Below are 11,703 nucleotides of genomic sequence, written 5' to 3' on the forward strand. Positions count from 1 at the left end.
TATTCTGGCGACCACCGGGGTGGCCTAAAAAATTAAGACTCCTCACCCCAGCGTGGCAGCAAAGTTTGCGCTACGCCAAGATGATCGAGAATACGCGCGACAACAAAATCAATCAGATCAGCCACGCTTTCAGGCTGCCGATAAAATCCCGGTGAAGCCGGCATAATAGTGGCACCCATTTGCGTCAAGCTGAGCATATGCTGCAAATGAATCGCCGATAGCGGCATTTCCCTAGGCACCAGTATCAACTGACGACGCTCTTTGAGTGCAACATCGGCAGCGCGTTCAATTAAATTATTACTTGCGCCGCAGGCAATAGCCGACAGTGTACCGGTACTGGCAGGACACACCACCATAGATGAAGGCGCGCCACTGCCCGAGGCAACCGCGGCCATCCAATCTTCTGGACCATGAACCTTAAGCTGTTCTGGCGTGCAAGAAAATCGCTCACACAAATGCTTGGATAAAACGCTCGGACGCCCAGGTAAAGGCTGATCGGTCTCGGTTGCAACAACGAGCAGGGCCGCTTTTGAGATCATAAAATGCACCTCGCAACCGGCGCCAAGCAAACACTCAAGCAAGCGCAAACCGTATTGCGCACCTGAGGCACCCGTCATTGCTAGGGTCACTGACTTCATTGCTTACTCTCCCAACGCGCTCGCAAGGCGCTCAGCAGTCGTTGGTGAACACCACCAAAGCCGCCGTTACTCATTATTACCAAGTGATCACCCGCTTTTAGCGAGCCCAGTAATTCGCGCACAGTACCATCAAGATCGGTACTTAAACGGGCAGGACTGGGACTCTCGGCAATCACTGAATCCAAAGACCAATCCAAACCCGGAGGCTGATACCAAATCACCTCGTCTGCGCAGGCGGTGGCCGGCGCCAAACGATCTTTATAGACACCCATACGCATAGTATTGGACCGCGGTTCAATCAAGGCCACAATTCGACCGCTACTCACCCTCCCACGCAAGCCCTCTAAGGTGGTTGCTATGGCTGTGGGGTGATGCGCAAAATCATCGTAAACAGCAATGCCGGCGATGGTGTCTAATAACTCCATCCGCCGTTTTACACCGCGAAACTGACACAGGGCAGCAATGCCATCTTTTGGCTGAACACCAATATGATGGGCGGCGGCAAGTGCGGCTAGGGCATTATTCACATTGTGCGCGCCGGTGTGCGACCACCTTACAGCGCCTTGCAACACCCCGCGATAAAACACCTCAAAACTCGAGAAATCATCGCTCTGCACTTCAGCCTGCCATTCCGCGAGCTGATTGCGATGACTACTTAAGCGCTCAACTTCACTCCAGCACCCCATTTCAAGTACTTCGTCGAGAGCAGCCTCTGCGGCGGGCACGATAATGCGACCAATGGCCGGCACGGTCCGCACCAAATGATGGAACTGTCGCTGAATGGCAGCCAAATCATCAAAAATATCGGCGTGATCAAATTCAAGATTATTTAGAATGGCAGTGTAGGGACGGTAATGAACAAACTTGGAGCGCTTATCAAAAAAAGCGCTGTCGTACTCATCTGCCTCAATAACAAAAAAATCACTTCCACCCAGGCGCGCGGACAAACCAAAATCATCGGGCACACCGCCAATCAAAAAACCCGGCTGATAGCCGCAGTCTTCCAGTACCCATGCCAACATACTACTGGTGGTCGTTTTGCCGTGAGTCCCAGCGCAAGCCAATACCCAACGACTTTGCAATACATGGTCACTGAGCCACTGCGGGCCTGACGTGTAGGGAATACCACGATTCAAAACATGCTCTACCGCAGGATTACCCCGCGACATCGCATTGCCAATAATCACCAGATCTGGCTCGGGTGATAAATGGGCGGGATCATAGCCTTCCATCAGAGTAATCCCCTGAGATTCCAGCTGTGTACTCATCGGCGGATACACATTGGCATCGGAGCCAGTCACGGTATGCCCCAATTCCCGCGCGAGAATCGCCAAGCCGCCCATAAACGTACCGCAAATACCCAAAATATGGAGATGCATAAATGAAAACGCCACACAGAAAATTCTGTGTGGCATGGTATCACCGCTATCGCGTCAGCTCTACGCTAACAGACCAGTCAGGACGGCCTGCTAGGTTTTGAGACCAAAGATTTTTGGACGAGCATCGAATAGCCCCAAGTCAGCGGCTCAAGCAAGCATACAATGCGACAGGAACTTTACATGGCAGGACATAAGCCCGATTAACAATCGTTTAGCCATTGCGCCACACATCTCCTAGGGCAGTAATAGGCGCAAACATTTTCATTAGCAAGCACGTTTTTCATTAAAAAAGACACCGACTAGTGAGCACTGCATCTCAGAACGCAAGCCCCAACATTGAAGCAAAATCGGGATACAGATATCATTCCACCTACAAAATCTCATGCTGCCAGCACATTCTTGTGTTGCCGACATAAAACTTATCTATCGCGGGTAATAACACCTGCTCATTTAGACAGACGCTTATTTCAGGAGCTGTAATGAAACATTTAAAGATCATACTACTAAGTACTGCGCTATCTGCGGCAAGCCATGCACACTCTCAAGCTCAATCTGCTGGGCTATTGGGAGGCCTTCTTCCTCAGGTAACCGGCATTGCCAGCCAGACTGTACTCCCAGTGGTAAACGGCCTGATCGGTGACAATGAGCTTATCGGCGGCATCGTAGCTCAAGTCAGCGACACCCTAAATACAACGCTGAACACTGTTTTACCAGTTCCAGTACAAGCCTTAGATGTAGTGATTCCACTGATCGACGAACTAACGGGTGATGGCGAAGCACTGCAACTTGGCGGCCTGACACCGGTGCTTCTTGATATTACAAACGCGGCCGTAATCCCACTACTGGGCGGATCTATGGAAGGCGAAGTGTTTTAAATCCCCAACCCTATAACTATTACGGCGCTAGCTGGTAGCTGTTAAGCTCTACGACCAGCTTGCGCCGTCGCATTTCAGCATTTACCCCCTCCCAAGAAAAACAGCATACAGCCTTCAATAGCACCCACCCTTAACAGTCGCCGGTATTGCTATGCACAAAAGACTATGACCTATCGCTAATGAGGTAAAAGCTGCCTTCTATTTAGCTATCCAGCAACTTATTCTCAATACGCTGAATTAGCTTAATCACAGGATAATTATAAAAAAAAAGCCGCTCGATAAGCACGTGAGTGCAAATCAGCGGCAAAGGTAAGGGAAATTAAAAATCTGATCAAATTACAATAATTTTTCCCGACATCCTATCGCCATGTATGGAGCAAATATATCCATACTCCCCTGGTTTATCGAACTTATATGACCAGCTAGAATCGTGGCGAAGACGAGGACTGCGAACAGTACCGATTAAAACAATATGATTTGAGCCATCATGATTCTCAAAGACGACCGTCGTACCAGCTTTCACCGTAAGTACCGCCGGAGTGAAGCGCATAAAATCGACAATAGAAACTACATTCCCGGCTTTCTCAGTGGGATCCGCATGCGGCATTTTTTCAGTGGCAGCCGCCTTTTTTGGCGCAGCCGCTGCAGACATTGCCATGCCAGCGGAGTGTCCTGCATGCGCAGCACTGCCCTTAGCGCCATCAGCACCAACGACATTAATCACACCTTTCATAGAGGAATGCAGACCACATTGATAGGGATAACTTCCCGGCGTTGAAAACATGTGCTTGAAATCAGCACCCTTCATCATTCGCCGGCTCTCTTTGCCATCGACTAGAACCGTGTGGCTAGCGCTATCCAAATTTTTCCACGTCACAGCTTGACCAGGTTTAACGGTTACTTCCTTAGGACCAAATTTATAGCCCTTAATATCGACTTTCACCGGCTCCGCTTCAGCCAACACATCAGACGAAATTACCGCGCCAAGAATCATGGTCATAGCAGCCAGCAAGGTGTAGATGCATGCATACACTTTCATAAATTCCTCCAACATGAAATCCTAGGCAAACACAATAGTCGCAAGAACATCATGAAAAATAACATTTAGTAACTAATAAATTACTTCTTCTGACGTGCCTTGCGCATGCGACTCGTGCGCCAGGTCATCCACACACCAGATATCGACAGCAATACTGCAGCAACACCGACCAAGTTGATCAACTGCGCTCCAAACGTGCCAAACAGGCGACCGCTATGTAAATCTATCAATACCTGCTCTAAGGCCACAGTAGGATGAGAAAAGGGTTCAACATCCACCTTTACATCTTCGGGTAAATCCGCAAGCGCCGACCAGGCCACTTGGCCAGAGTCATCTAATTCATTCCAGCTAAGGCCATCGCTGGTGATATAGGTGTTTTCACCTTGCAAGGCTAAATAAGATGTACCGTCGCGCTCCAACAAACCCAGACCGCGAATATGTCCCGTTGGCAACATATAGCCGCTCTGCTCTTCAATCACAGCACCTTCGGGTGACAGCAATGTCAACTTGTCGCTGGTCGCAACATACAAGGTTTCACCGGCGCCTGTTTTCACATCGACAAAACCCAGTGGCGACGGAATATGTTGTTCTAGGGAAATATCGTTCAACACAGTGTTTTCAGTCGTCGTTACCAGCCAATGATCACCAGAACTATATCCAACACTAGGCACTTCAGGATACAAACCGTATAAGGACATCACCGCAGCGGTATCAACACGAAAAGCATCCAAGCCCATACTAACGCTTTGATTCAAAAGAATACCGCTAAAGCCAAGCCAACCCATAAAAACAAAGGCAAATAAACCCAGGCGCTGATGCCATGTACGCAAGAACATCGAAACATTGAGCTTTGGCTTCCCCCCAGCAGGCTTCTTCGGTTTCTTGAGCGCTTTAACTGACGCCTTGCGTTTAACCGAAGCATCAACAGCGACATGTGCCGTAGATTCTTGTAACTCGCCTGCTAAAAGCGCATTTTGATCACGCATAGTATCTCCGTAAAAACTAAATTATTTCTTGCTTAAAGAATCTAACGTGATTGCCGTCCGCGCCATACGCTTCATCATATCTACCGACACAGTCGCGCCAGTAATATTATCAATCGGCTTATCCAATGTGTTACCTGCCGCTTTTGAACCATTAATCTGATTCAAGAAAGATGGCTCGGCAACTTGTTCACCTCTAGATTCTCGATAAATTAAAACCTTCGAATAATCAACAACGCCGTTATTTATAATAAAACCACAGGTTGTTGGTACGTATCCCTCCTTACCAATGTCATCAAAAATCCAAACAGTTCTATCACCATCCTCCCAGTAGCGAACACGTTGCTGTGGGAAAGAACGCTTAAAAACCTTCGAAATTTCTCTCTGCGACTCGCTATTCAACATCAACATTTTTGGCGCCGGCACGTTAGCCTTAAATACATCAGCCAAAAATACCTCTGGCGTTTGAAACGTTTTATAAAGTTCAAATGCCTTGACGGTAGTTGAGCAAATTAAGCCCAACACCAGAAAAATAAATATCGCTATATAGCGATGATTTGGGGCTAAAACAGCGGCATCTTTCGATGCCGCCTCGCCCGCTTTGTCGTATTGATAAAGCATGCGATCTCCTAATGTAAATTAACGAGTCACAATAGCGTGCTTATAAGGAGCCAAACCAGCAATCATTAAGTTACAAGCTTCATACGTTAAGTTAGTGCGATCACAAGCATTGTAAGCTGCTTCAACAACGGCATTGAACTGAGTTACCGTAATACCTAGGTCAGCATGTGCAGCAGCCATACTAGCTCCTTGGTACTCCTGATCATTACCGCCAAGTACTAACTGTAAAAGCTGAGTATTTAGGTACATCTGTCTTTCGATGTTGCCGTACTCACGAAATATCTTGTTGATACGGTTATCCAGCATGATGAAATGAAATAGGTTTTCTACCCAAAGGCGAACGCCTTCCGGACCGCCAAACTGCTCGAGAGCATCGCTATCGATCGGCGGGTAGGTTGGTGTTTTACCCGTTTGAGAAAAACTGGGTGCTGCAGCCACGCTCAACATAAAGGCTATAGCGATAGTGCGAAATATCTGTTTCATAATTCTCTCCTGATATTCAATTAATATGTCTTAATTACAATTAGAAACTAGCTTGTATAGACAGGTAAAAACCATGCTGATCAGGAGTCAGTGTGATGTTACCTAACATCGCATATGCCGCCGTTATAGAAAGGTTTTTACTTGGGAAATAAGCAACAAAAGCATCGTACCAGTCGCTTTCTTTCTGCGTTAAAGTTCCCGATAAAGCGCCCAGACCTAAAGTCTCAAGAGTGCCCTGCAACTGGGTCAAATCTAAACCGGCCGCGGTCACACCTTGGCCGTCTAAATTGTCACCGTGTTTAGCCCACTCAACACCAATTACCGTATCCTTACGCAGCAAGTACGCTAAAGACACTTCCGGACGAATTTCTTTATCACTGCCATTTGGCCCACCAAAACCAACCAAGCCAGTTTGGTTAGCCGCGGTATATCGAGCCGTAATGTTAATCAAGGTATTGATAGGGAAGAAGATCTTGGTAGCAGCTATATACGCTTCCCAATCCTTGCTCTTATCAGCGCCCAGGGTTCTCAACAAGTCTTCGTTCTTGTTGTCTTTATAGAAACCACCAACTGCGATCTGAGGCATAAGGCTATCGGAGTCATAAATTGCTTCACCCCATACCCGAACCTTAGCGCCAATGATGTCCATTTCAATGGTCGTATTGAATGGTTCAATACCTGTATTAATAGGCGTTCCCGCCAATGCGCCAGTTGCACCGCCAACGGTGTCAAAAACCAGACCAACCGTGTCAAACGTTGAATTGGTAGTTAATGAGCTTTTGGTATAAGACAATTCAAAACGATCCCAGAAACCCACCGCCGCACCAATAGAGTGAAGGGTATAGTTAGCCAGCGGCGCGTAGGTATAATGAATATTACCGTTAACGCCTTGATCAGTTCCGTAACCCGTGATCGTTGCCCAAGGTGTAATACCACCACCACCGGCACCATCAATCATGCTTACGCCACCTGTTGCCAGAACCTTACCGTCGTCGTACCAGCTTCCGTGAGAGATACTGCTCGCGAACATTGCTAGGGCTAATGCCGCTCCTTTACCTACAGGAAACTTACTTCTCTTTGCTTCTTCCATTTTGATGCTCCTAATCAATAGACAAACCACAATGCATAAATAAATGCCCCGCGTTTTCGCGAAAATTCTGTGCCCTGAAAATTTGTAATGACATTTTGCTATCGACTAATAAGAATCGAAATGTGAAAACCTCATCAAAAATCAAAACACGAAATCCGTCTTTTTAAGGGTGCACAAAACAACTTGCAACGGGTGTGCCATATATAAACAGGCTGAACAAGGAAGGGAGATCGAGAAAAATGGTGTGCAAACTTGGTGCGGACAACAGCCACCGAAAATTCGAGTATTGCCTTATTCTGGGGCGATATTCACATCAAAATTAATGACTGGTCATATTATGGAACCAATATCTTTTGACGGTGTAAAATTTCAGTGCGGAAATTTTATTTTCTCAACGCTATAAAATTTACCCATCAATCTCTACTGCACACTTATGCAGCCAAAAATTACCATTACAAAAACACTCCGTCGCACCAAGACTGAGCACAAAAAAAAATTCCAACACTAAAAACATCAAAAACATCAAAACCGGTAGTACACATTAACGCCTGGCAATGTTTGACAGAAAATATCGGACATAATTCCGGAACAGCATTTTCCGCATACCAAATATTACCAGTGCATTATTATAAATAGCCATTATGGTGCCAATAAGTAGATATGGCACCATAACAATACCTCGCCTCTCGGCACTACTTTAATATTTGTGCACAAAGCAGAAGCACAACATAATATTTATGCACCACTCGCAAACTAACACCTCATTTATTGCGCAAAAATGCGTCAAATATTCAATTTACTTGAGAAAAACGTTTTCCATTTGACCCAAACTTATTTGGCACTTTAATTGCTATTAATAAAGAGAATTAAAAAATCACCACATCAAAAGTCTATTTACCCAGGAGTTATAATGAAGCCTTTAAACGTAATATTACTCAGCGCAGCGCTATCTGCAGCTGGCCATGCACACTCGCAAAATCAGCTCACCGGCTTACTTGCTGTTCTTCCACTTGACGGATTGGGCAGCCTTTCTCTACCTGCTGGCGGAGCAGGACTAGGAGGCCTAACTTCCATTCTTTCACTTGACGGATTAGGTGGCCTATCACTACCCGCTGGCGGATCGGGCCTAACTACTATTATTCCACTAGACGGACTCGGCGGACTGCCATCACTATCAGGCGGATCGGGCCTTACATCACTTACCTCTGTGGTCGGCGAAGTGCTTCCTCAGGTACTAGATCTTGTTGATCAGACAGTACTACCGCTAGTCAACGGCTTGCTCGGCGGCAATCAACTGCTTGGCGGCTTAACTCCTGTGACTAGTGATCTACTAGGCTCGGTGGTAAGTTCTGGACTCCCGGTGGTAATACAAGTAGTAGGTCAAGCTGTTCCTGTACTTGATGGTGTAACCGCGTCGGGCAGCGCCTCTTCGCTACCGACTGGCGACTTACTCGGCGGCATTCTCCCAGTAGTACTTGACCTTACTAACAGCACAATCATTCCACTTCTTGGTGGCGTTGTACCGGCCGGGATCATTTAATTTTCAATAGTTTGCTATTCGCGGAGCTAGCTATCAACAGTTGCCTTTTACTTTGAAGAGGCAAAACGCTAGCTTCGCTTTTTACCCTTAGACACTTCTTCTTTAAGCCTCGTTACTTTCATCCCTAGCTGACCACCATCGTTCAATATCAGCAATCACAGTTGAGCCTCAAGACACTCGAATCTCATTAGGCAGGCTTAAAAATTGGCTTAATGTAATTTGAAAAACTAGACGCCTGAAATCCCTTGCTTAATTACTTATCAAGGAAGCAAGATACCCTGAAAATAATTACCTAGGAACATAGCTGATCGGATAATTATCATAGACAAAAACGGGAACGGACCTGCTTTCAAATTTTATCTGTTTAACACGCTGTAGAAGTTTAGATTTGAGCTCAGGGTTAAAAAAGCTTGATGAAACTACTGAAGCGTCACTAACACTGCCATCGGGCTGTATGGTCAAGGAAACAACAACAGTACCCGCACCGATAGTAGAGTCTTTTCGCGCCGCGCGATTAAATATCGCATAAAATGCGCTTTTACTTCTATCAAATGCCAGCTGGACTTCTTCTAAGCTTCGTAATTGCGGCACACCGGCGGCAGCACTACTCGCGCTCGATGAGAGATTTTGCATAGCACCATTGGCAACAGCGATTTTTTGCGTACTATGACTGCCGATATCTATCTTGCTCCCCTTATCGCTTACATTCTCGCCACTAACGATATCTGCATTTGTCCCACGGGTATTAGTACTCAACACATTAGCCGCGGTAGATGGTAGGTCATCCATGACGCGTCCTCTGTCACGCAGCGGTTTGCCAGATACCAATGTTTGAGTCTCGGTGTCGCGCAACATGGCCAGCTGTTCACTAAAAGCCAATACGCCGCTAGCGGCAGCCACTTTCTTAGCGGCGGCAATATTTCTCTCCTGATCTACACGCTCTGGAATAACATCGGCCACTGGGCTAACAGTCGGCGCTATCTCCTTCACCACCTCTATCGGTTTTTTAGGTGCTGCTGGTTTAACGGCCACTTTGGGTTTTACCACTGCCGCAGGGACAGGCGCTGGCGGTATAATTTCGAGATAGTACTCCTCAGGCTGTATTTTTTCGATATCACTAAGCGGATCGACCACCCAAAATGGCAAGCCAATAAACAGTAAGCAGGTAAACCCCAGAACATTTAGCAGGATCTTGCGAAACCGCCTCTCCGCGTCGGAATGGATCCCCCAATAATCAAAGCCTAATACTGGCTGTTTTTCTACAATATTCATTGAGCAGCACCTCGCTCTAGCGCCCTCACAGCCAAGGACACCTTCCCAAACTTGGCCTCCACACAGGTCGCAAGCACCTTCTTTAATAAGTGATACGGCGTTTTGTGATCGGCAACAATATTGACATCCAACATTGGCGCCTCACTCTGACTAAAATCTCTATCAGTTTCACTCATCCGGGAATTAAGTATTGTCGCCAATGATGCGAGGGTTCGGGTATCTTCAGACAAGGCGGCCTCAACGCTCATAACAACAATATCATCGACTAATATACTTCTATCACTTATAGCAACCGCCACTGTCCGCTTAGCTTTTTCTTGCGATATGGAATCTGGCAATTTTAAGTTCTGATACTCCGGGATAACCTCTACAACTAGCGCATTAACAAGAAGGTAACAAACCAGAATCGCAAATATATCTATCAGCGACACGACATTAATTGATACCTGTCGCTTAGCCTGTTTAAGCTTACGCAGGGTACGTCTATCGCTAGCGGTAGTACTCATTTTTCACCCCTACCGTCATTATTAAAATTTTGGGCGGCAATGTCGCCCATGGAAATAGCGGGAAAAAGGCGAGCTTCGGTCTCGGCAACTCCCACCGACGGATACATTCTTATACTATCCATCACACGTATTATCTGCTCGTACGGCACGGCGTCTTCCACTAGCAAAGTCACCCGTTCTTCCGTCGGATAGCTGGCCTTAATTGAAACTAACAGCTCAGTCAACGACGCCGCATCCACTTGTCCATCCACATGAGAAAAACGGCTTTGAGTTTCTCCTTGAGCGATCAGCACCTGGTCTTCAAACAAACTCACCGTCAGCTGAAAGTTATCGGTCGCGGCGACCGGAGTATTACTGCCTAGCGGAATTGTCAAATTTAAGGTGCTAAGTTTAGTGGCTGAAATTGATGAGCCCACTAGTAGAAAAAACACTAGCACCGCAAATATATCGATCATTGAAACGATATTAAGGTCGCTGTGAGCAGATGCTTTCAATTTTCTTTTCATCCGACGGGACCGATGTGAGTGCCGATTATCGAGCTCTTCAAAATCCGCTTCAGCTTGAAATAATGACGTCACAGCAAGCTCCTTAACATATACCTAAAAACCAAGTTAACTAAACTACTTAAAATTTACCGCGTCGCCACTACTAAGCAGTGACACAAATCTTGCGCACGCTGATTCCAAGGTATTTACCACCTCCTCAGCCTGAGTCTGTAAATACGCATGAGCAAACAAACTGGGGATAGCGACTATTAGACCAAAGGCCGTAGAACTCATCGCCTCAGAAATGCCCGCCGAAAGTAAGTTTGCTTTTTCAACGGGATCCACATTACCCAAGGCACCGAAGGCACCAATCAAACCCAATACCGTGCCAAGCAATCCTAACAAGGTGGCAACATTTGAAAATGTGGCCAAATAATGCGTTCTGCGTTCAATGGCCGGTAATATTGACATGAGGCTATCTTCGGTTGCTATTTCTAAGTCGCTGCGTCGCCTCGCCGTGCTTACTCGCTCCAAGCCTTCGCTTAAAATCCGAGCAACAGCAATTTTCGATCCACTAACCACTAGCTTAGCTTCAGCCAAATCGCTACTGGCAAGCAAGGGAGACACCCTGGCCCACAAACGGCGATTTTCTCTAAGTGATTTACCCAGAAAAATAAAGCGCTCAATGCTAATCGCTATAGACAAGGCGAGCACCAGAGCAATGGGATACATGAAGGGTCCGCCATCATTAAAAAACATAACAAAACTACTTATGGCATCCATATACATTCC

13 protein-coding genes are annotated in these 11,703 nt (G+C 46.6%); 2 read left to right on the top strand and 11 right to left on the bottom strand.

Annotated elements, in window-relative coordinates; all coding sequences use genetic code 11:
• Positions 1–32: 32 nt before the first annotated feature.
• Positions 33–638 (bottom strand): flavin prenyltransferase UbiX, encoded by a 606-nt coding sequence (locus AB4875_RS15300; RefSeq protein ID WP_368376924.1) that lies wholly within the window; start codon positions 636–638, stop codon positions 33–35.
• Positions 635–2,017: a UDP-N-acetylmuramate:L-alanyl-gamma-D-glutamyl-meso-diaminopimelate ligase gene (mpl, locus tag AB4875_RS15305; RefSeq protein ID WP_368377096.1), complete on the bottom strand. Its 1,383-nt coding sequence runs from the start codon at positions 2,015–2,017 to the stop codon at positions 635–637. The genes AB4875_RS15300 and mpl overlap by 4 nt, the downstream gene beginning before the upstream one ends.
• Positions 2,018–2,496: 479 nt before the next feature.
• Between mpl and AB4875_RS15310 the strand changes: the two genes are divergently transcribed.
• Positions 2,497–2,892, top strand: a complete 396-nt coding sequence (locus AB4875_RS15310; protein ID WP_368376925.1) for a hypothetical protein — start codon at positions 2,497–2,499, stop codon at positions 2,890–2,892.
• A gap of 331 nt (positions 2,893–3,223) precedes the next feature.
• Here AB4875_RS15310 and AB4875_RS15315 read toward each other — a convergent pair whose 3' ends face one another.
• The 5 genes from AB4875_RS15315 to AB4875_RS15335 all read right to left on the bottom strand — a co-directional run bounded on the left by AB4875_RS15315 (position 3,224) and on the right by AB4875_RS15335 (position 7,108).
• The gene (locus AB4875_RS15315) at positions 3,224–3,931 is read right to left on the bottom strand and encodes a cupredoxin domain-containing protein (RefSeq protein ID WP_368376926.1); all 708 of its coding nucleotides are present in this window, start codon (positions 3,929–3,931) and stop codon (positions 3,224–3,226) included.
• Between the two features lie 80 nt (positions 3,932–4,011).
• Positions 4,012–4,917: a PepSY domain-containing protein gene (locus AB4875_RS15320; protein WP_368376927.1), complete on the bottom strand. Its 906-nt coding sequence runs from the start codon at positions 4,915–4,917 to the stop codon at positions 4,012–4,014.
• A gap of 21 nt (positions 4,918–4,938) precedes the next feature.
• The gene (locus tag AB4875_RS15325) at positions 4,939–5,535 is read right to left on the bottom strand and encodes an FMN-binding protein (RefSeq protein WP_368376928.1); all 597 of its coding nucleotides are present in this window, start codon (positions 5,533–5,535) and stop codon (positions 4,939–4,941) included.
• Positions 5,536–5,553: 18 nt separating this feature from the next.
• Entirely contained in the window at positions 5,554–6,018 is a 465-nt protein-coding gene (locus AB4875_RS15330; protein WP_368376929.1) for a group I truncated hemoglobin, read from the bottom strand.
• Positions 6,019–6,058: 40 nt separating this feature from the next.
• Entirely contained in the window at positions 6,059–7,108 is a 1,050-nt protein-coding gene (locus AB4875_RS15335; protein WP_368376930.1) for a DUF3034 family protein, read from the bottom strand.
• Between the two features lie 910 nt (positions 7,109–8,018).
• Between AB4875_RS15335 and AB4875_RS15340 the strand changes: the two genes are divergently transcribed.
• Positions 8,019–8,648 carry a hypothetical protein gene (locus AB4875_RS15340; RefSeq protein ID WP_368376931.1) on the top strand — a complete coding sequence of 210 codons (630 nt, stop codon included), beginning with the start codon at positions 8,019–8,021 and terminating at the stop codon, positions 8,646–8,648.
• A 288-nt stretch (positions 8,649–8,936) separates the two neighbouring features.
• Here the strand turns inward: AB4875_RS15340 and AB4875_RS15345 are convergent, their stop codons facing one another.
• From AB4875_RS15345 to AB4875_RS15360, 4 genes are read right to left on the bottom strand one after another with little or no spacing between them, the layout of a single operon-like run.
• Positions 8,937–9,920 (bottom strand): TonB family protein, encoded by a 984-nt coding sequence (locus tag AB4875_RS15345; RefSeq protein ID WP_368376932.1) that lies wholly within the window; start codon positions 9,918–9,920, stop codon positions 8,937–8,939.
• Positions 9,917–10,426: an ExbD/TolR family protein gene (locus AB4875_RS15350; RefSeq protein ID WP_368376933.1), complete on the bottom strand. Its 510-nt coding sequence runs from the start codon at positions 10,424–10,426 to the stop codon at positions 9,917–9,919. Before AB4875_RS15350 ends, AB4875_RS15345 begins: the two co-directional genes overlap by 4 nt.
• Positions 10,423–11,004 (bottom strand): ExbD/TolR family protein, encoded by a 582-nt coding sequence (locus tag AB4875_RS15355; RefSeq protein ID WP_368376934.1) that lies wholly within the window; start codon positions 11,002–11,004, stop codon positions 10,423–10,425. Before AB4875_RS15355 ends, AB4875_RS15350 begins: the two co-directional genes overlap by 4 nt.
• Positions 11,005–11,046: 42 nt before the next feature.
• Positions 11,047–11,694, bottom strand: coding sequence for a MotA/TolQ/ExbB proton channel family protein (locus AB4875_RS15360; protein ID WP_368376935.1), 648 nt, complete (start codon positions 11,692–11,694; stop codon positions 11,047–11,049).
• Between the last annotated feature and the right edge of the window lie 9 nt (positions 11,695–11,703).

Source organism: Zhongshania sp. R06B22, assembly GCF_040892595.1.
GTDB classification, from domain to species: Bacteria; Pseudomonadota; Gammaproteobacteria; order Pseudomonadales; family Spongiibacteraceae; genus Spongiibacter; species Spongiibacter arctica.

Coding starts and splice junctions, on each gene's coding strand:
- AB4875_RS15300 (WP_368376924.1), bottom strand. CDS start 638: ATGAAGTCAGTGACCCTAGCAATGACGGGTGCCTCAGGTGCGCAATAC.
- mpl (WP_368377096.1), bottom strand. CDS start 2,017: ATGCATCTCCATATTTTGGGTATTTGCGGTACGTTTATGGGCGGCTTG.
- AB4875_RS15310 (WP_368376925.1), top strand. CDS start 2,497: ATGAAACATTTAAAGATCATACTACTAAGTACTGCGCTATCTGCGGCA.
- AB4875_RS15315 (WP_368376926.1), bottom strand. CDS start 3,931: ATGAAAGTGTATGCATGCATCTACACCTTGCTGGCTGCTATGACCATG.
- AB4875_RS15320 (WP_368376927.1), bottom strand. CDS start 4,917: ATGCGTGATCAAAATGCGCTTTTAGCAGGCGAGTTACAAGAATCTACG.
- AB4875_RS15325 (WP_368376928.1), bottom strand. CDS start 5,535: ATGCTTTATCAATACGACAAAGCGGGCGAGGCGGCATCGAAAGATGCC.
- AB4875_RS15330 (WP_368376929.1), bottom strand. CDS start 6,018: ATGAAACAGATATTTCGCACTATCGCTATAGCCTTTATGTTGAGCGTG.
- AB4875_RS15335 (WP_368376930.1), bottom strand. CDS start 7,108: ATGGAAGAAGCAAAGAGAAGTAAGTTTCCTGTAGGTAAAGGAGCGGCA.
- AB4875_RS15340 (WP_368376931.1), top strand. CDS start 8,019: ATGAAGCCTTTAAACGTAATATTACTCAGCGCAGCGCTATCTGCAGCT.
- AB4875_RS15345 (WP_368376932.1), bottom strand. CDS start 9,920: ATGAATATTGTAGAAAAACAGCCAGTATTAGGCTTTGATTATTGGGGG.
- AB4875_RS15350 (WP_368376933.1), bottom strand. CDS start 10,426: ATGAGTACTACCGCTAGCGATAGACGTACCCTGCGTAAGCTTAAACAG.
- AB4875_RS15360 (WP_368376935.1), bottom strand. CDS start 11,694: ATGGATGCCATAAGTAGTTTTGTTATGTTTTTTAATGATGGCGGACCC.